This window comes from Microbacterium sp. GXS0129 (assembly GCF_044769785.1).
GTDB lineage: Bacteria > Actinomycetota > Actinomycetes > Actinomycetales > Microbacteriaceae > Microbacterium > Microbacterium nymphoidis.
This window is the reverse complement of record NZ_JBIZVZ010000001.1, coordinates 772,403-791,556: the sequence shown is the minus strand read 5'-3', so window position 1 is coordinate 791,556 and position 19,154 is coordinate 772,403. Positions and strand designations below refer to the sequence as shown.

16 protein-coding genes are annotated in these 19,154 nt (G+C 69.0%); 9 read left to right on the top strand and 7 right to left on the bottom strand.

Annotated elements, in window-relative coordinates:
* The first annotated feature begins 41 nt into the window (after positions 1–41).
* On the top strand, positions 42–2,033 hold the full coding sequence (locus ACIQJ5_RS03485) for a DUF5107 domain-containing protein (protein ID WP_402840924.1): 1,992 nt from the start codon (positions 42–44) through the stop codon (positions 2,031–2,033).
* Positions 2,034–2,077: 44 nt separating this feature from the next.
* Here the strand turns inward: ACIQJ5_RS03485 and ACIQJ5_RS03480 are convergent, their stop codons facing one another.
* The 4 genes from ACIQJ5_RS03480 to ACIQJ5_RS03465 all read right to left on the bottom strand — a co-directional run bounded on the left by ACIQJ5_RS03480 (position 2,078) and on the right by ACIQJ5_RS03465 (position 5,427).
* Positions 2,078–3,862: an alpha/beta fold hydrolase gene (locus ACIQJ5_RS03480; RefSeq protein WP_402840921.1), complete on the bottom strand. Its 1,785-nt coding sequence runs from the start codon at positions 3,860–3,862 to the stop codon at positions 2,078–2,080.
* The gene (locus tag ACIQJ5_RS03475; RefSeq protein WP_402840918.1) at positions 3,859–4,455 is read right to left on the bottom strand and encodes a TetR/AcrR family transcriptional regulator; all 597 of its coding nucleotides are present in this window, start codon (positions 4,453–4,455) and stop codon (positions 3,859–3,861) included. The genes ACIQJ5_RS03480 and ACIQJ5_RS03475 overlap by 4 nt, the downstream gene beginning before the upstream one ends.
* Positions 4,456–4,521: 66 nt before the next feature.
* Positions 4,522–4,848, bottom strand: a complete 327-nt coding sequence (locus ACIQJ5_RS03470; RefSeq protein ID WP_231090400.1) for a hypothetical protein — start codon at positions 4,846–4,848, stop codon at positions 4,522–4,524.
* Positions 4,849–4,887: 39 nt separating this feature from the next.
* On the bottom strand, positions 4,888–5,427 hold the full coding sequence (locus tag ACIQJ5_RS03465; protein ID WP_231090401.1) for a dihydrofolate reductase family protein: 540 nt from the start codon (positions 5,425–5,427) through the stop codon (positions 4,888–4,890).
* Between the two features lie 216 nt (positions 5,428–5,643).
* Here ACIQJ5_RS03465 and ACIQJ5_RS03460 point away from each other — a divergent pair, with 216 nt between their 5' ends.
* Positions 5,644–7,311, top strand: coding sequence for a thiamine pyrophosphate-binding protein (locus ACIQJ5_RS03460; RefSeq protein WP_402840913.1), 1,668 nt, complete (start codon positions 5,644–5,646; stop codon positions 7,309–7,311).
* 47 nt (positions 7,312–7,358) lie between these two features.
* On the opposite strand, the gene ACIQJ5_RS03455 is transcribed toward ACIQJ5_RS03460, so the two are convergent.
* A complete protein-coding gene (locus ACIQJ5_RS03455; RefSeq protein WP_402840910.1) occupies positions 7,359–8,741 on the bottom strand; it encodes an MFS transporter in 1,383 nt (460 codons plus the stop codon).
* Positions 8,742–8,905: 164 nt separating this feature from the next.
* On the opposite strand from ACIQJ5_RS03455, the gene ACIQJ5_RS03450 reads away from it, so the two are divergent.
* The 6 genes from ACIQJ5_RS03450 to ACIQJ5_RS03425 are packed head-to-tail and all read left to right on the top strand — an operon-like array spanning position 8,906 to position 15,402.
* On the top strand, positions 8,906–10,378 hold the full coding sequence (locus ACIQJ5_RS03450) for a fumarylacetoacetate hydrolase family protein (RefSeq protein WP_402840907.1): 1,473 nt from the start codon (positions 8,906–8,908) through the stop codon (positions 10,376–10,378).
* On the top strand, positions 10,371–11,081 hold the full coding sequence (locus ACIQJ5_RS03445; RefSeq protein ID WP_402840904.1) for a GntR family transcriptional regulator: 711 nt from the start codon (positions 10,371–10,373) through the stop codon (positions 11,079–11,081). Before ACIQJ5_RS03450 ends, ACIQJ5_RS03445 begins: the two co-directional genes overlap by 8 nt.
* Before the next feature lie 32 nt (positions 11,082–11,113).
* Positions 11,114–12,610: a 5-carboxymethyl-2-hydroxymuconate semialdehyde dehydrogenase gene (gene hpaE, locus ACIQJ5_RS03440; RefSeq protein WP_402840901.1), complete on the top strand. Its 1,497-nt coding sequence runs from the start codon at positions 11,114–11,116 to the stop codon at positions 12,608–12,610.
* 36 nt (positions 12,611–12,646) lie between these two features.
* Positions 12,647–13,810 (top strand): 3,4-dihydroxyphenylacetate 2,3-dioxygenase, encoded by a 1,164-nt coding sequence (gene hpaD / locus ACIQJ5_RS03435; RefSeq protein ID WP_402840898.1) that lies wholly within the window; start codon positions 12,647–12,649, stop codon positions 13,808–13,810.
* Positions 13,811–13,835: 25 nt separating this feature from the next.
* A complete protein-coding gene (locus tag ACIQJ5_RS03430; protein WP_402840895.1) occupies positions 13,836–14,621 on the top strand; it encodes a 2-keto-4-pentenoate hydratase in 786 nt (261 codons plus the stop codon).
* A 10-nt stretch (positions 14,622–14,631) separates the two neighbouring features.
* A complete protein-coding gene (locus ACIQJ5_RS03425; protein ID WP_231090411.1) occupies positions 14,632–15,402 on the top strand; it encodes an HpcH/HpaI aldolase/citrate lyase family protein in 771 nt (256 codons plus the stop codon).
* 349 nt (positions 15,403–15,751) lie between these two features.
* Here the strand turns inward: ACIQJ5_RS03425 and ACIQJ5_RS03420 are convergent, their stop codons facing one another.
* Positions 15,752–16,306, bottom strand: a complete 555-nt coding sequence (locus ACIQJ5_RS03420; protein WP_402840892.1) for a DUF4188 domain-containing protein — start codon at positions 16,304–16,306, stop codon at positions 15,752–15,754.
* A 56-nt stretch (positions 16,307–16,362) separates the two neighbouring features.
* Between ACIQJ5_RS03420 and ACIQJ5_RS03415 the strand changes: the two genes are divergently transcribed.
* Positions 16,363–16,935 carry a WHG domain-containing protein gene (locus ACIQJ5_RS03415; protein WP_402840889.1) on the top strand — a complete coding sequence of 191 codons (573 nt, stop codon included), beginning with the start codon at positions 16,363–16,365 and terminating at the stop codon, positions 16,933–16,935.
* Positions 16,936–17,561: 626 nt separating this feature from the next.
* On the opposite strand, the gene ACIQJ5_RS03410 is transcribed toward ACIQJ5_RS03415, so the two are convergent.
* Positions 17,562–19,097 (bottom strand): alpha-N-arabinofuranosidase, encoded by a 1,536-nt coding sequence (locus tag ACIQJ5_RS03410; protein ID WP_402840886.1) that lies wholly within the window; start codon positions 19,095–19,097, stop codon positions 17,562–17,564.
* Between the last annotated feature and the right edge of the window lie 57 nt (positions 19,098–19,154).

The following is a 19,154-nucleotide window of genomic DNA, read 5'->3' as shown; positions in this document are numbered from 1 at the left end:
CGCGGCATCCCCCCTCCCCCTCCCTCGACGAAGGAGTCGACGTGGCCCCCGCCTCCCTGCGCGTTCACACGCTGTCCCTGCCCAGCGCCACCCTCGGCGACCCGGTGAACCTGGTGCCGGTGCGGCGCACCCAGGATCTGCACGCCATCGAGGTCGGTGAGCAAATCGATGACGAGTTGCGCGCCGGACTCGGCTACGGGCACGTGCGAAACGTGGCGCCCTACCTCCCGCAGCAGGACTACGATCGCACGCTCACCGACCGCGATCACCGTGTGATCGTCCTGGAGAACGACCACCTGCGCGCCGAAGTGCTCCCCGACCTCGGCGGACGACTGCGACGTCTCTACGACAAGGACGCCCAGCGTGAGCTGCTGCATGTGAACGCCGTCTTCCAGCCCGGAAACCTCGCGCTGCGAAACGCCTGGTTCTCCGGGGGCGTCGAGTGGAACATCGGCACGATCGGGCACACCCCGCTCACGGCGTCGACGCTGCACGCCGTCGAGGTGGAGCGTCCGGACGGTGCCGCCGCCGTCCGTCTCTACGAGTACGAGCGTCTTCGGGGTGTCGTCTACAGCGTGGAGTTCGTGCTGGGCGCCCACGCGCGCGAGCTTCTGGTGCGCAACACCATCACCGACGTGCGGGAATCGTCCGAGCCCGTGCCGATGTACTGGTGGTCGAACATCGCCGTCGATCAGACCGCCGGCACCCGCGTGATCGCCCCGGCGCACGGGGCGTGGAAGTTCGCGTATCGCGAGAACGTGCATCTGATCCCCGTCGGAGATGATGCTCCCCGCCCGGACATCACCCGCCCAGCCCTGGCCCCGCAGGCCGCGGACTACTTCTTCGACCTGGACGAGAAGGTCCATCCCTGGATCGCCGCCGTCGAGCCTGATGGCCGCGGACTGCTGCAGGTGTCAGACGCACTGCTGCGGGGCAGGAAGCTGTTCGTCTGGGGTCAATCCGACGGCGGGCGACGGTGGCAGTCCTGGCTCTCGCACGGAACGGGCAACTACCTGGAGATCCAGGCCGGCCTCGCCCGCACCCAGCTGGAGCACGTGCCGATGCCGGCCGGCGCCACCTGGAGCTGGACGGAGGCGTACGGCCTGCTCGAGGTGGACGGCGCTGTCGCGCTGGGTGATTCGTGGGATGCGGCGATCGACGAGGTGGCCTCGTCACCCGCGGCAGAACGACTCCGCGCAGCGATCGAGGCCGAGAGCATCCGCTCCACCGCACAGGATCGCGTCGGCGACGCCCTCAGCGTCGGATCGGGGTGGGGTGCGCTGGAGCAGCGCCGCCGGATCCACACCCGCACGGGCCCGTTCGACGACTCCCAGACGCCGTTCCGGCCCAATCATCTCGGTGCAGAGCAGGAGGGCTGGCTTCAGCTGCTGCGCGGCGGGCCGTTCCCGGCGGGTCTCCCCCTCGGCTACCAGCGGGACGACGCCTGGGTCCCGTTCCTCGAGAAGGAGGCGACGCCCGATGCCTCCTTCGCGCTCGGCGTGATCCACGCCGCGCAGGGGCGGCTCGAGGAGGCAGGGGAGGCGTTCTCCGCCGCCGCGCGGCAGCAGGACACCTGGTACGTGCAACGGGCTCTGGCTGAACTTGCGGAGGAACGCGGCGAGCTCACCGCCGCACGTGAGCACGCGCTTCGGGCGCAGGAGCTGGCAGCTCCCGTCTGGGCCGTCGTCGACCTCGGCGAGCTGCTGCTGCGCCTCGGCGCGCCCGCAGACGCCCTCCGAGCGGCGACCACGGCCGAGGAGGAACGTCCCGGAGGCCGGGCTCGGATGTTGCGGGCACAGGCGCTGGTCGCGCTGGAGCGATATGCCGAGGCCCGCGATCTCCTCACCGAGGGCATCGACGTCGCGGACCTGGCCGAAGGCGACGACGCCCTCACCGCACTCTGGCGGACGGCAGCCATCGGCATCCAGCGCGCCGCCGACCCGTCCGCGTCATCCGAGACGCTCGCCGAACGGGCCGCGATCGCCGACCCGCTGCCCGCTCGCTACGACTTCCGGATGTCTGTGGACGCCTGATCGCCGGTTGCGGGTGCTGCGCCCGCAACCGGCGATCCGCGTGCTCAGACGCGGGTGGTCGCGAGCAGGTCCGTGAGTGCCTCGGCGTGTGTCAGCTGCGGATGATGTCCGGCACCGGGAACGGAGTTCAGTTCGGCCCCCGACAGCGACTCGAGGTGTTCCAGCGCCAGCGGATCATCGCTGCCCGCGATGATCCGCACCGGCCCGGCGAATCGTGACAGTGCCGCGCGCAGCTCACGGCGCCACTGCGCCGAGCCCGTCGCCGCGAGCTGCGTCGCGACACGGCGTGCGGTGCGGTGCCGGAGATCGCTGACGCTGGATCGCAGCTCTGCCGCGCTCTGGGACGAGCCGGTGAGACGCCGCGACAGCCCGGCGGCATCCGCACGCCGCAGCGCCATGCTCACCAGGGGCCGCAGCCGGGTGATCGGCGCAGTCGGTGGCTGAAGGAAGAAGGGCGCGACGAGAGTCAGGGATCGCACGCGGGACGGGAAGCGATCGGCTGCGAGGACGGCGGCTGCCGCCCCGAGGGAATGACCGATGAGATCCGTCTGGCCCGGGCCCAGCAGCGCGGGAAGCCACCGCTCCCAGTCCTCGATGCCCTGTCCGCCGCTGAGGCCGAGCCCGGGCAGGTCCACGACCCGCGCCCCGATGCCCGCGGCGGCCGGCGCCCAGGTATCGGCATTGACCGGGAGCCCGGGAAGGATGAGCTGCTCGGAACCGGGCGCCCCCAGCTCGAAGGTCCGCACTCCGCCGATATCGGCGAAGCGGCGATCCGTGGCGCTCTCCTCTCCGAAGCGGTGCGCGGCGAGATGATCCGCCCACCGCCGCAGCGACGTTCGCACGTCCGGCATCACGAGCCCGTGCTTCTCGGCGAAGTCGAGTGCCGGGCGGGTCGGGTATCGATCCGCCGACATGAAGGTGAGCGTCTCGGGGTCCGCATGGGTGACCCAGCGCGGCAGACGCTTGATCATGCCCACCGGCATACGCAATCGCGGGACCTTCACCCCGAGATGCTCTCCCGTCTGGCTGAGCAGGTCAGCCAGCGGCGGAGTCGCATCGTCCAGGATCCAGTATTCCTGGCCCGCTGCCGCGGGATCGACGGCGGCGGCGGCCATGAACGCTGCAAGATAGTCCACGGTGATGACCGGCAGGAACGTCGAATCGTCGCCGGGCAGCGCCGCGAGGGTGCCGTCCCAGACCTGGCCGATGGTGGCGGCCAGGCCGATCTGCTGGTCGGATTCCCCGGTCACGCTGTCGCCGATCACGCTGGAGGGATTGACGATCGTCCACGCCAGTCCGCGTTCGCGTGCCCGGGCCTGGAAGATCGCGTCGGACTCCTCCTTCGAAGCCTCATACGCGCCGTGGTCACGATAGAGCGCAGCGCGATGCTCGTCCGGCCACGGAACGGAGTCCGGATTCTGGCCGCCTACGCGATAGCCCGAGATGTGGATCACGCGCTGCAGGTGCGGCAGCTCCGCCGCCAGGTCGATGACCTTCTCGACGATGCCGACGTTGGCGCGGCGCGCTTCTTCGGCGCTCATCCCGAACCGGTAGGACCCGGCGCAGCTGTGGATCTCCGTCACATCCGCGAGCGAGGCGGAGCCGGCGGGAATGATCTCGTCGGCGTCGAAGTCGACCGTCACGGTGTCGACGGCTCCGGGCAGTCCGTGATCGGTGAGCCAGCGCTGCACCGCGGCAGCGGAGCTCGCGCTTCGGACCGCGGCGGTGACACGTGCGCCGTCACCGGCAAGCGCGAGGATGAGGTGGCGGCCAATCAGTCCGGTTGCGCCGAAGATGAGGGCGTGGCGCGGCTGTTCGGTGGCGGTCATCGCGCTGCCTCTCCCGTCTTCTGCTGTGCGATGAGCTCTGCCGCCAGATCGGCGGCGGACAGCAGCGGCGCGGTGCTCCGCGTCGCTCGCGAGACAATCACCGAGCCTTCGATCGTCGACACGATGACGGTGGCCAGAGACCGGGCGCGGGCGGCGTCGATGCCATCGGCTTCCAGAAGGGCCGCTGTCGGGGTGATCCACGACTCGAACGCCGCAGCGCACGCCTCGCGCAGCCGTTCGCTCTCGGCACCCATCTCCAGCGTCACGACGGACACTGGGCACCCCAGCCGGAAGTCACTGTCCCCCACGAGGGTGGCAAGCGCCTCGATCGCCGCGCGCGCCGCCTCCGCCGCGCCCCCCGCTGTGGCGGCCGACTGGGCGATCAGGGTCTGGAACTGCTGCGCCGCGAGGTCGACGGCGGCGATGCCCAGCCCCTCCTTCCCGTCCGGGAAGTGGAAGTACACCGAGCCCTTGGGAGCGTGAGCGTGGTCGATGACCGCGTTGAGTCCGGTGCCGCTGTAGCCGCTGGTCTGAATGAGCTCGAGCATGGACGACGCGAGCCGCGCCTTCGTGAGGTCTCCTTTGGATGCCATGCTCGCATAATAGACCGGTCTATATATTTTCTCCAAACATCGTCGCGGCACCGGTCCCTCGTCGCCTCACACCCGGATGTATGCTGCCCCGGCGAACTGCGCATCCACCAGCGCCACGGCGGCGGACGGCACCGTCTCCAGGCTCTCCTGGACGTCACCGAGCGGGATTCCCCGCCCGCGTAATCCCACCTCGCACACCTGCACCGAGACGAAGCCGGGCACCAGAAGCGGATCGGCGTCCTTGGTGGCGCCGCGCACCGCGGACCCGTTGACGATGATCCTCAGCCGGTACGAGGGATGCGTCTCGTGCAGAGTCTGTGCGGTTCCAATCGCGCGGGCGATGTCCTCCGGGCGATCGGAGACGTGCAGGACGGCGGTGCGCTGTTCGGCCATGGGACCTCCTTCTCGGTCACCTCATTCTCACGCTGCGGCTCAGGCTTCGCGCGGCCCCAGCACCTCATACCGCGCCGCCAGGAACTCGCCGTTGACCGCGTGCTCACGCAGCCGCAGCTCCCGGGCGCCTCCGAACAGCGGACGGCCGGCGCCGAGAAGCACCGGAGCGAAGGTCACCGTGAGCTCATCGAGCATCCCGTCGTCCGCGAACGCCGCCGCCAGCGCACCCCCGCCGAGCACCCACACGTCGCGGTCCCCGGCCGCGGACTCGATAGCGGCGCGGTTGTCGGAGGGGGCGCCGGAGACGAATCGGACATCGCCGTCCACCGCCGCGAGTTCTCGGTGAGTGAAGACGAACGTGGGCACCTCGTAGGGCCACGAGTCGGTGCCCCCGTGCGCGAGCAGCCACTCGTAGGTCGTCGCCCCCATCACGTTGGCGCCGATGCCCGCCTGGAAGTCCGGGATGTTCATCGGCCCCTTCTCATCGAAATGCCGGCTGAGCAGCCATCCCAGGTCATCTTCGGGGTCGGCGAGGAAGCCGTCGAGGCTGGACGCGGTGTAGAAGTGATAGGTCGTCATGTCGCCATCCTCGCGCGGACCACCGACATCGGCGCGGGCTGTTCCCGCCGTATACTGGGCCAGTCCGGGCCTGACCCGGTGCTCGAAAAAAGGGCACGAAGCCGAGCAGCCGATGAGGGCCGCTCGCGTGAGACACATACGGATCCCCTCCGCGATCCGTGCTCACTCGTCTTCGACCGACGCGCATCGCGGTTCCGTCTCTCCAGGAGCACCGTCATGCCCACTCCCGTTCCCACCGACACCACCGTCTCCGCGCACGTCGCCCATGCGCTCGCCGCCTTCACCGATCAGGTGTTCGGCGTGATGGGCAACGGCAACGCCTACCTGCTCGACGCCCTCGAGCGCTCGCGCAGCGTCACCTTCACAGCTGTGCGCCACGAGGCGGGCGGCGTGGTGGCCGCCGATGCGCACTTCCGCGCCTCGGGACGCATCGCCATCGCCACCGCCACGTACGGCGCCGGATTCACCAACACCCTGACACCACTGGCCGAAGCCGCACAGGCGCACGTCCCGCTGGTGCTCGTGGTGGGCGATGAGCCCACGTCAGGCCCGAGGCCGTGGGACGTGGATCAGATCGCGCTGGCATCGGCCGTCGGCGCGCGCACCTACACCGTGGGCCGCGCCGACGCTGTGGCCACCACGGCCATCGCGATCGAGCACGCCCTGAGCTACAAGGTGCCGGTGGTTCTCGCCATCCCCTACGACGTCGCCACGCTGGAGGCGGGCGAGCCGGGCGAGGTGCCCGCCCTGTCGCTGCCCGCCGCACTGCAGCCGCGCGGCGAGGTCGGCACCGACCGGATCCGTGAGATCGCCGAGGCGCTGGCCACCGCCGAACGGCCGTTCCTGCTGGCGGGGCGCGGTGCGCATCTCGCCGGCGCCGGGACAGCGCTCGGGCGTCTCGCCGAGGCGACGGGTGCGGTCACGGCCTCGACGGCGCTGGGCCGTGGGCTGTTCCCGGACACGCGCTACGACCTGGGCGTGACCGGCGGGTTCGGCGCTGACGGCGCGATGGAACTCATCCGCGAGGCGGACGTCGCCGTGGTCTTCGGCGCCGGGCTCAACCAGTTCACCATGCGCTTCGGGGAGTTGTTCGCCCCCGGGACGCGGGTGTTCCAGGTGGACATCTCCGCCGCGGCGACCCACGCGGTGGTGTCGGGCTATGTCCGCGCCGACGCCCGCGTCGCAGCCGAGGAGATCCTCGCGGCGCTGCCCGAGCGCACGCTGCCGGCGTGGCGGGAACGCATCGACGTCGATGCGCTCGTGGCGCGCGACGCCGGGGAAGAGCTCGCGCCCGACGGCCGGCTGGACCCTCGTTCCGTGGCGATCCGCATCGCCCGGAGCCTGCCCGAGGACCGCGTCGTCGTCACCGACGGCGGGCACTTCCTGGGCTGGGCCAACATGTACTGGCCGGTCGCGTCCCCGGATCGGTTCATGATGGTGGGCACCGCCTACCAGTCGATCGGGCTCGGCTTCCCGAGCGTGGTCGGCGCCGCAGCTGCCCGGCCCGATGCCACGATCGTGCTCTCCTCGGGCGACGGCGGTGGGCTGATGGCGCTTGCCGATCTCGAATCCGCCGTCCGGTCGGCGGGTGGACGCGGCATCGGTGTCATCTGGAACGACGGCGCATACGGCGCCGAGGTCAACCTCTATGGGCTGAAGGGCCTCGCGACCGGCCCGATGATGATCCCCGGGGTGAGCTTTGCCGCCCTCGCCGAGGCCGTCGGCGCCGAGGGCGTCGTCGTCACGTCGCTGGCGCAGCTCGACCGTCTGGACAGCTGGAGCGCGGAGCCGGTGGACCAGCGGCGCTTCCTGCTTCTGGACTGCCGCATCTCCACCGGCGTCATCGCTCCGTACCAGCAGGAGATCATCCGCGTGAACTCCTGAGCGCAGACGACGAAGCGCCGGCGAGGAGCCGGCGCTTCGTCGTCTGGTCAGGCCTCGGTGACGCCGACCCCGTAGAGCGGGGTCTTCGCCTGCTCTACCTCGTGATCGATCCCCAGGGGGATTCCCGCGCGGTTGCGGAAGGCGAGAGTCGCAAGGAGACCGACGATCGTCATCGCGAGCAGGTACCACATCACCGCGGTGGTGCCGCCGGTGGCCTGGAACAGCGCCTCGGCGACGAGAGGCGCGAACGCGCCACCGCAGATCGCGCCGATCGCATACGAGATGGAGACGCCCGAGAATCGCACCGACGCCGGGAACATCTCGGCGTAGAACGAGGACTGCGGTCCGTAGGTGAGGCCGAGCCCGACGGACAGGATCGACAGCCCGAGGGCGAAGAGGACGACGTTTCCGGTGTTGACGAGCGGAAACAGCGACAGCACGCCTGCCGCCTGCAGCAGCCATCCGATCACATAGGTACGGCGCCGGCCGATGCGATCCGAGATCGTGCCGCCGAACCAGGTGAGCACCAGCCAGATGACGGCGCCGACAGCGACGGACCACAGCACCTCGGGACGGGTGAGGCCCAGCGCATTGGCACCGTAGCCCTGGATCCAGCCGCCGGTGGTCATGTAGCCGACCGCGTTGTTGCCCGCGAATACCAGCGCCGCCAGCACCACCACGACGCCGTACGTACGAAACAGCACCACGATCGGGGTCTTGGTCTGAGCGGAGCGTTCGGCGATCTCGGCGAACACCGGGCTCTCCTCGACGCTGCGACGGATCCAGTAGCCCACGACGATCAGCACGACCGAAAGCAGGAACGGAACGCGCCATCCCCACTCCAGGAACGCATCGCCCGGGGCCAGCGCGGACACGATCGCGATCACGGCGCTGGAGAGCAGCAGACCGAGCGGGACGCCCACCTGGGGTGCGGCGCCGAAGGCACCACGCTTGTCGCGCGGTGCGTGCTCCACCGCCATGAGCACGGCACCTCCCCATTCACCGCCGGCGGAGACGCCCTGCAGCACCCGGAGCAGGATGAGCAGGATCGGCGCCACGATCCCGGCTGCCGCGAAGGTCGGCAGGACGCCGATGAGAGCGGTGGCGACGCCCATGCCGAACAACGTCACCACCAGCACCTGACGACGGCCGACGCGGTCGCCGAAGTGGCCGGCGAGGAAAGCTCCGAGCGGACGGAACAGGAAGCTGAGGCCCACGGTGACGAAGGAGAGCAGGGTTCCGACGCCGGCACCGGCCGGCTCGAAGAACAGGGTGCCGAAGACCAGGCCCGCCATGGTGGCGTAGGTGAAGAAGTCGTACCACTCGATGGTGGTTCCGATCACCGTCGCGAAGACGACCCTGCGACGGTCCCCGGCCGAGCTGATCGTGCCGGTGGGGGTGAGACCCCCGGGTCCTGTGTGTGAACTCATGATGACTCCCTCGTCGATCTGTGCGGGTCCGGACGACGATCTGTGGAGGTTGTGGAATCGTCGTTGTCCGAGTGACCATGATCATATACGATTTGAGATACGACTCAACAGGTTCTTCCGATAGGGTCACCGTGACTCATTCCCGTCGACGTGAAGGAGAGACGTTGGACACCGATCCGCGCTTCGCCGCCCTGCCGCTGCGCCCCGGCAAGATCATCGCCGTGCACCTGAGTTACGAATCGCGCGCCCAGCAGCGCGGCCGCAAGCCCGCACAGCCCTCGTACTTCTTCAAGCCCTCCAGTTCGGTCGCTGCGTCCGGGGGCGTCATCGAGCGCCCGGAGGGCACCGAGCTGCTCGCCTTCGAGGGCGAGATCGCGCTCGTGATCGGCACGCCCGCACGGCGGGTGCCGCTGGAGAGCGCGTGGTCTCACGTCGGCTGGGTCACCGCGGGCAATGACTTCGGGTTGTACGACCTGCGAGCCGCCGACAAGGGCTCCAACGTCCGTTCGAAGGGCGGCGACGGGTACACCCCGCTCGGCCCCGCTCTCATCGAGGCCGACGGCGTCGACCCCGAGGACGTCGGCATCCGCACCTGGGTGAACGGACAGCTGCTGCAGGATGACTCGTCGGCCGGGATGTTCTTCTCCCTCCCCCGCTTCGTCGCGGACCTCTCCCAGCACTTCACCCTGGAGCGCGGCGACGTGATCCTCACGGGCACGCCGGCCGGCTCCACCGTGGTTCAGCCCAACGACGTCGTCGAGGTCGAGGTGTTCACCTCTGCGGCCAGCACGGGGCGCCTGCGCACCACAGTCATCGCCGGCTCCGGCGCGTACGACGCCTCGGTGGGATCGACACCCGCTGCGGACGACCTGCAGCGGGAGGAGGCATGGGGTTCGCGCGAGGCCGCGGGTCTGCCTCCGGCGCGCACCGGACTGGATCCCGATCTGGCCACTCGCCTGCGTCGCGCCCCGGTCGCGGGTCTCTCCCAGCAGCTGCGAAAGCGCGGACTGAACAACACCACGATCGACGGCGTCACCCCGATGCACCCCGACCAGAAGATCGTGGGCGTCGCTCGCACGCTCCGCTTCGTGCCGAACCGGGAGGACCTCTTCGCATCACACGGCGGCGGATACAACGCCCAGAAGCGCACCTTCGACTCCGTTCAGGAGGGCGAGGTCATCGTGATCGAGGCGCGCGGGGAATCCGGTTCCGGAACACTCGGCGACGTCCTCGCCATCCGCGCCCGCGCCCAGCACGCCGCCGGCATCATCACCGACGGCGGCGTACGCGACTACGACGCCGTCGCCGCAGTGGGCATCCCGGTGTACAGCCGCGGAGCTCACCCCGCTGTGCTCGGGCGCCGCCACGTGCCGTGGGACAGCGACGTGACCATCGCGTGCGGCGGCACCACCGTGCAGCCGGGCGACATCGTGGTGGCCGACCGCGACGGCGTCATCGTCATCCCGCCCGCCCTGGCGGAGGAGGTGGTGGACGCGGCCCTCGCGCAGGAGGACGAGGACGCCTGGATCGCGGCGCAGGTGGCCGCCGGAGCGAAGGTGGACGGCCTGTTCCCGATGAACGCCGCGTGGCGCGAACGCTATGACGCCTGGCGTGCCGAGGAGAAGAACCGTGGCTGACTTCGGCCCCATCGACATCCACACCCCCGACGCGCGCACCGCGGGCAGCAAGTCAGAGCTCGCCTACATCTGGATCCGCGGTCACATTGACCGCCACCAGTTCGGGCCCGGCTACCGGCTGGTACTGGCGTCCCTCGCCGAAGAGCTCGAGATGAGCGTGGTTCCCGTCCGCGAGGCGATCCGCCGCCTCGAGGCGGAGGGGCTGGTCACGTTCGAGCGCAACGTGGGAGCGCGGGTCGCGCTCGTCGACGCGGATCGCTACACCGACACGATGCAGTCGCTCGGCATCATCGAGGGTGCGGCCACAGCGCTGGCCGCACCGCTGCTCACCGAAGAGCTGCTCTTACGAGCCGAGGCGATCAACGCCCGCATGGACACGCTGCTGGCCAACTTCGACCCGCACACGTTCACGATCCTCAACCAGCAGTTCCACGCCACCTTGTTCGAGGCCTGCCCCAACCAGCACCTCGTCGAGCTCGTCGAGCGCGATTGGGCACGACTTGCCGGTTTGCGCGATTCCACGTTCTCCTTCGTCCCCGACCGCGCGGCGCATTCCGTGCAGGAGCACAGCGAGCTCATCCGCCTGATCCGCGAGGGCGCCGACGGGATGCGCATCGAGATCGCCGCTCGCGAGCACCGCGACCACACCCTCCAGGCCTACCGCGCATCGCGGAGCCTCGGATCCCTTCCCTCATCCAATTGAGCGCACCGCGCGCTGACCACTCAGGAGGACCGATGTCCGATCGTCACATCCCGGCGGAGCTGCCGGACCGCATCCGGCACTACATCGACGGCTCCTTCGTCGATTCGCTCGACGGCGACACCTTCGACGTGCTCGATCCCGTCACCAACGAGACCTACGTGCAGGCCGCGGCGGGCAAGAAGGCAGATGTCGATCGCGCCGTGGCGGCTGCTCGTCGGGCGTTCACCGACGGCCCCTGGCCGCGGATGACGGCCCGCGAGCGCTCGCGCATCCTGCACCGGATCGCCGACATCGTCGAATCGCGCGACGCCCGACTCGCCGAGCTGGAGAGCTTCGATTCCGGACTGCCGATCACGCAGGCCCTGGGTCAGGCGCGGCGCGCGGCCGAGAACTTCCGCTTCTTCGCCGACCTCATCGTCGCCGAGCACGACAACGCCTTCAAGGTGCCGGGCCGGCAGATGAACTACGTCAACCGCAAGCCGATCGGTGTGGCGGGTCTCATCACCCCATGGAACACCCCGTTCATGCTGGAGTCGTGGAAGCTGGGCCCTGCCCTGGCCACCGGCAACACCGTCGTGCTCAAGCCGGCCGAGTTCACGCCGCTGTCGGCGTCGCTGTGGGCGGGAATCTTCGAAGAGGCCGGTCTCCCGCAGGGCGTGTTCAACCTGGTGAACGGCCTCGGCGAGGATGCCGGCGACGCGCTCGTGAAGCACCCGGACGTCCCGCTCATCTCCTTCACCGGGGAAAGCCGCACGGGACAGATCATCTTCGGCAACGCGGCCCCGTACCTCAAGGGCCTGTCGATGGAGCTCGGCGGCAAGAGCCCCGCCGTGGTGTTCGCCGACGCCGACCTGGAGACCGCCATCGACGCCTGCATCTTCGGCGTGTTCTCGCTGAACGGCGAGCGCTGCACCGCGGGCTCCCGCATCCTGGTCGAGCGCTCCGTCTATGACGAGTTCGTCGAGCGGTACGCCGCCCAGGCGAAGCGCGTGAAGGTGGGAGACCCGCAGGATCCTGCTACGGAGGTGGGCGCGCTCGTGCATCCCGAGCACTACGAGAAGGTGATGAGCTACGTCGAGATCGGCAAGGGCGAAGGTCGTCTCGTCGCGGGCGGCGGGCGCCCGGAGGGCTTCCCCACCGGCAACTACGTCGCCCCCACGGTGTTCGCCGACGTCTCCCCCGATGCGCGCATCTTCCAGGAGGAGATCTTCGGACCGGTCGTGGCCATCACACCGTTCGACACCGACGAGGAGGCGCTGGCCCTCGCCAACAACACGAAGTACGGCCTCGCGGCCTACGTCTGGACCAACGATCTGCGTCGGGCCCACAACTTCGCGCAGGCGATCGAGGCGGGCATGGTGTGGCTCAACAGCAACAACGTACGAGACCTCCGCACTCCGTTCGGCGGAGTGAAGGCCTCCGGCCTCGGGCACGAGGGCGGCTACCGCTCGATCGACTTCTACACCGACCAGCAGGCGGTCCACATCACCCTGGGCGAACCGCACAACCCCACATTCGGCAAGCACTGAGCCGCGACCGGCCCCGCAACGACGCAAGGACCAGACATGACCAATCGTGAAGACATGACGCTCACCTCCTCCGGCTTCTTCGTGAGCCAGGAGGCGCCCATCGTCACGGACAATCCGATCCCCACTCCGGCCGCGGCTCCGCCCGATGTGCTGCGGTGCGCCTACATGGAGCTCGTCGTCACCGACCTGGCGGCCTCGCGTGTGTTCTACGTGGACGTTCTCGGGCTGTATGTGACGCAGGAGAACGAGGAGAGCATCTACCTCCGCTCCACGGAGGAGTTCATCCACCACAACCTGGTGCTGCGCAAGGGTCCGATCGCCGCCGTCGCGGCTTTCTCCTACCGCGTGCGCACCCCCGAGGACCTCGACCGCGCGGTTGCGTTCTATACGGAGCTGGGCTGCGAGGTGCGACGCAACCCCGAGGGCTTCGTCGAGGGCATCGGCGACTCGGTCCGCGTGATTGACCCCCTCGGTTTCCCGTACGAGTTCTTCCACCAGACCGATCACGTCGAGCGGATGTCGTGGCGCTACGACGTGCACATCCCCGGCGAGCTGGTGCGGCTGGATCACTTCAACCAGGTCACCCCCGACGTCCCGCGCGCGGTGAAGTACATGCAGGATCTCGGCTTCCGCGTGACCGAGGACATCCAGGACGAGGAAGGCACGGTGTACGCGGCATGGATGCGCCGCAAGCCCACCGTGCACGACACGGCTATGACCGGCGGCGACGGACCCCGGATGCACCATGTCTGCTTCGCCACGCACGAGAAGCACAACATCCTCGCGATCTGCGACAAGCTCGGCGCACTGCGCCGATCCGACGCCATTGAGCGCGGCCCCGGCCGGCACGGCGTCTCCAACGCGTTCTACCTCTACCTGCGCGATCCGGACGGTCACCGCGTGGAGGTCTACACGCAGGACTACTACACCGGTGATCCGGACAACCCGGTGATCACCTGGGACGTGCACGACAACCAGCGCCGCGACTGGTGGGGCAACCCCGTCGTGCCGAGCTGGTACACCGACGCCTCCCTGGTGCTGGACCTCGACGGCAACCCGCAGCCCGTCGTCGCCCGCACCGACTCCAGCGAGATGGCGGTCACGATCGGTGCCGACGGCTTCTCCTACACGCGACCGACCGACGAGGACGCCATGCCGGAATGGAAGCAGGGCGAGTACAAGCTCGGCCACCAGCTCTGATCCCGGGTCACGAGAGGAGCCGCCCATGCTGACACCTGACACGATCACCCACCTGGCCGACGAGCTCGCGGTCGCTGATCGCGAGCACACGGTGATCCCGCGGATCACCGCACGGTATCCCGAAGCGACCGTCGAGGATTCCTATGCGATTCAGGGCGTGTGGCGCGACCGCCAGATCGCTTCCGGGCGCCGGCTGATCGGGCGCAAGATCGGGCTGACCTCGCGCGCCATGCAACACGCCACCGGCATCACAGAGCCGGACTACGGCGTCATGTTCGATGACACCGTCCATGCCTCGGGAGCGGTGATTCCCGCCGCGCACTTCTCGAACGTGCGCATCGAGGTCGAGCTGGCGTTCGTCCTGAAGGAGGCGCTGTCCGGACCCGATTGCACGCTCGACGCGGTCATCGCCGCGACCGACTATGTCGTCCCTGCCCTCGAGGTGCTGAACTCGCACATCGAGCTGGAGGGCCGCACGATCGTGGATACCATCAGCGACAACGCCGCCTACGGGGCGATGGTCCTCGGCACCGTGCACCGACGCCCGGAAGAGATCGATCTGCGGTGGGTCCCGGGGGTGCTGTTCAAGAACGGGCAGGTCGAGGAGACCGGAGTGGCAGCTGGGGTGCTGGGGCATCCGGCACGCGGCGTCGCCTGGCTCGCCGATAAGCTGCACCAGCACGGAGACCGTCTGGAGGCGGGCGAGATCATCCTCGCAGGCTCCTTCACCCGGCCGGTGTGGGTGGAGGCGGGCGACACCGTTCTCGCCGACTACGGGGATTTCGGGACGATCGAATGCCGCATCGCATGAGGGAGCACGCATGACACTCCAACCCACGTTTCGTGAGGCCCTCGCCGCAGCCGACCGGCCGATGATCGGGCTGTGGTCGGTGGCCGGGTCCCCTCTCGTCACAGAGATCATCGCCGGAGCGCAGCCCGACTGGGTGCTGATCGATATGGAGCATTCGGCCAACTCCCTGGAGTCAGTGCAACTCCAGCTCCAGGTGCTCGCCGGCTACCCGAGCGTGAGCCCGGTCGTCCGCGTGCCGTTCGGCGACGACGTCACCCTCAAGCGCGTGCTCGACCTCGGGGCGCAGAACGTCCTGGTTCCGATGGTGGGCACCGCCGAGCAGGCCCGGGAACTGGTGGCCGCCGTACGTTACCCGCCTGCCGGGCGGCGCGGAGTCGGCTCAGCCCTGTCGCGTTCGGCGCGGTGGAACCGTGTTGACGACTACCTGCGGAACGCGGACGAGCACGTTTCGCTGTTCGTGCAGATCGAGTCGGCCGATGCCGTGGCGCAGGCGGCGGAGATCGCCGCCGTGGACGGTGTCGCAGGCGTGTTCGTGGGACCCGCTGATCTGGCGGCGTCGCTCGGCGTGATCGGTGAGCAGACCCACCCGGAGGTGGTCGCGGCCGTCCACCGTGTGTTCGACGCGGTCATCGCGGCAGGAAAGCCCGTCGGCGTCAACGCGTTCGCGCCGGACGCCGCCGATGCCTACCTCGCTGCGGGGGCCTCCTTCATCGCGGTGGCGGCCGATGTCTCGCTCCTCGCCCGAGCCTCCGAATCAGCGCTCGCCCGCTTCCGTCCCTGATCCGGCCGTGAGGCCTCGTCTGGGAGCGAGGAGTCTGGGAGCGAGGATCCGAAACGCGGCGATTCTCGTTCACAGATCGCAGCATCACGTCCCGGACAACGAAGAAGGCGGGGTGGTGGCCCCTCGCCATCCACCCCGCCTCTTCTTCTCCACGTCCCGCGCCCTCCGGAAGCACCCCCCAGTGCTCCACACGCGAGGCGAGGATCGGTGGGACCTCATCGGGTCCGGTCCCACCGAGTGGCGACGAATCGCCATCCCCTCTCGCACCGACTGCTGCAACTCCCCCCGGATGTCGCATACGGTGTCTCACCCATAGAGACGGGAACACCGGCGATCTATGACGCAGAACTCAGAATTTTTTTGAAGATTTTTCCCCGGCTGGCGAAAAGTCGCTCTGGCCTGGCTCTTTTGTGGAGCGTGTCGGCACGCTCGTCCGACCGAGTCGCTGCCGCGCCGTCTGCATCCCCGCCCCGATCGGGACATGTCGGGTCGCTCGCGCGAGACCGAACACCGGCATGTCCACGTACACCGCCTCCTGATCGGTGACGGGCACCTGATAGGTCTCATGCCAGACGCCGATGTCCCCACTGCCCTGGAGTCGACGCATGTAATCCCGCCAGGGCTGCAGGTGCGGAGCGTCACGATCCGCGGCGAACCGCTGCAGATGTTCGGGACTCTGCCAGTAGGACAGCAGCAGCGTCGTCCGGCCGAACCATGAATGACAGCCGAGCATGCCGGCCTCCGGATGACCGGCGAGGTGCGCCAGCATGCGAGGCATCTCCCGCGCAACGGAGGCGACCCGGCCGAGTTTCCACCAGCGGTTCGCGCGCATCCCGATGAGGAAGACCGTGATGCTCTGCTGTTCGGGCCGGGCGGTGAACCTGCCGAGATGTACCTCAGTCATGTCGATCCCCATTTCATAACACTGTTACGGAACAACGTAACGATACGGTGGGCACCATGGCAAGACCCCCGGTGTATGACGATGCGCTGCGCACACGCGTGCTCACGGAAACCGCCGAGGCTATCGACGCACACGGAGTGGACGGGTTCTCGCTGCGCGCCGTGACCTCCGCAGCTCACACGTCGACGAGTGCGGTCTACGCACTGTTCGGCAGTCGCGACGGACTCGTCGCGGCGGTCATCGACGACGCGTTCGCGTCGTTCGGCGCCGCACAGCACGCGGCGGAGACCGAAGGGCTCGCCGCGCTGGGGTGGGCGTACCGGGACTGGGCACTGGCCAATCCCGTGCGCTATCGACTGATGTTCGGAGGCGCACTGCTCGCCTGCGCACCCGAAGACGTTCCGTCATCCGACGGGGCCATCCTCCCGCTGATGCGCACGGTGACAGCTCTCCTGCCCCGCGCGAGCGAGACTGTCGTGCGTACCCGCGTGCTCGCCATTTGGGCCCAGGTACACGGGGCCGTGAGTCTGCAGCTCGCCGGCGTGATGCCCGACGGAACCGACTGGCACGCGGTCTTCGAATCCGTGGTTGCCACTATCGCACGCGACCTCGCTCGCCCGGCATGCTGAGGCGGCCCACGGCGTCGAAACCACCGGACGAGCGGTGCCGCGGCGTCCGCCCGGCGTGAGCGGCGGACACCAGCACCACCGCGGAGGACGTGAGCGCCACCCCGGGAAAGCGAGCGCCACCCCGGAACATCAGCGCTACCCCGGAACGCCACCGCCACCCCGCCAACATCAGCGCCACCCCGGAACACCAGCGCCACCCCGCGAACATCAGCGTCACCCTGGAGACTCAGCGGCGCCCCTGGGAAGATCAGCGCCACCCTGGCATCCCAGCGCCACCCCGCCAACGTGAGCACCGCTCCGGAGCACCAGCACCACCCCGCCAACATCAGCACCGCTCCGGAACACCAGCACCACCCCGCCAACATGAGCACCGCTCCGGAACACCAGCACCACCCCGCCAACATCAGCACCACCCGGGAGCACCAGCACCGCCCGGGAGCACCAGCGCCACCCGCGAACATCAGCGCCGCGCTGGAGACTCGGCGGCGGCGGCGGGAACATCAGCGGCACCTCGAGAACATCGGAGGAACCTGGGGAGCGTCGGCGGGGCACGCCGGCACAGCGCCTCCGCCGTCCCCCGTCCCGCCACGCCACCGAGGGCCGCGGGACGAGACGAGGGACGTCACTCAGGCCTTCGCGACCTCCACCTCGATGACCGCCCACGACAGCGCAGGAAGCGTGGTGGTGAGAGTCGCACCGTCAACGGCGGCGGAGAGCGGTCGCAGGCCCACCCGGTCCTGGGCATCCACGATGTTGGAGGTGAAACGATCGCCGCCCTCGGGAACGGTGAGCACCTCGGCGCGGGTGACGCGAGACCCCGTAAAGCCCCGCAGCGAGACCGACACGTCGGCGTCCTCGTCCAGACCGCGGTTGGCGAGGAAGATGGCGACGCGCCCGGTCTCCTCATCCCAGGTGGCGCTGGCGTCGACGAGGTCGGCGTCGCCGAAGCGTGCCGTGCCGTACTTGTCACTGGACACCGCCAGACGAAGAATCTCGCCGCGCGCGAGCTCGGACATGCGCGCGAAGGGCCAGAAGATCGACTGGCGCCACGCCGGCCCGCCCGCCTCACTGCGAATCGGCGCGATCACATTGGCCAGCTGCGCCTGGTTCGCAATCGATACGCGGTCACCATGGCGAAGCAGGGAGTTCAGGAGCGTGCCGACGACGACGGCGTCTGTCACGTTGTACTCGTCCTCGATGATGCGGGGGTGCTCCGTCCAGGTACCCGCAGCCTCGATCTCGGCCGGGGAATCGACTCCCGGGCGGCTCTGGTACCAGACATTCCACTCGTCGAACGAGAGATTGATGAACTTCTTGTGCTTGCCCGCGGCCCGCACGGCATCCGCCGTGGAGACCACCGACTCGATGAAGTAGTCCATATCGACGGCGGAGGCCAGGAAGCTGGCGGCGTCTCCCTCCCTCTCCTCGTAGTAGGCGTGCAGCGAGACATAGTCGGCCACGTCGTAGGTGTGACCGAGCACGATCCGCTCCCACTCGCCGAAGGTCGGCATCCCGCTGGACGAGCTTCCGCACGCGACCAGTTCGATCGACGGGTCCACCAGGCGCATGGCCTTGCCCGCCTCCTGAGCGAGCCGGCCGTACTCGTCGGCCGTCTTGTGACCGATCTGCCACGGGCCGTCCATCTCGTTGCCGAGACACCAGAGCTTGATGCCGAACGGGTCCGCAGCTCCGTTGCGGCGACGAAGGTCGCTCAGGGCCGTGCCCCCGGGGTGGTTGGCGTACTCCACCAGTTCGCGCGCGGCCTCGACGCCGCGCGTGCCGAGGTTGATCGCCTCCATGATCTCGACGTCGGCCTTGCGCGCCCAGCTGGCGAACTCGTGCAGGCCGAAGGCGTTCGTCTCCACGGTGTGCCAGGCGCCGTCAAGGCGGCGGGCGCGTTCGGCAACGGGTCCGACGCCGTCTTCCCACCGGTAGCCGGACACGAAGTTGCCGCCGGGGTAGCGGACCACACTCACCCCCATCTCGCGGGTGAGCTCCAGCACGTCCGTGCGGAATCCCTCCTCGTCCGCGGTAGCATGGCCGGGCTCGTAGATTCCGGTGTAGACGCACCGGCCCATGTGCTCGACGAATGATCCGAAGATCCTTCGAGGCACCGGGCCGACGGTGAAGTCGCGGTCGACGGTGATGGTCGCGCGGGACATGTGACTCCTCGTTGTCGCTGTCTGTTGTCGATGAGCGGACCTGCCCGCCCTGCGGCG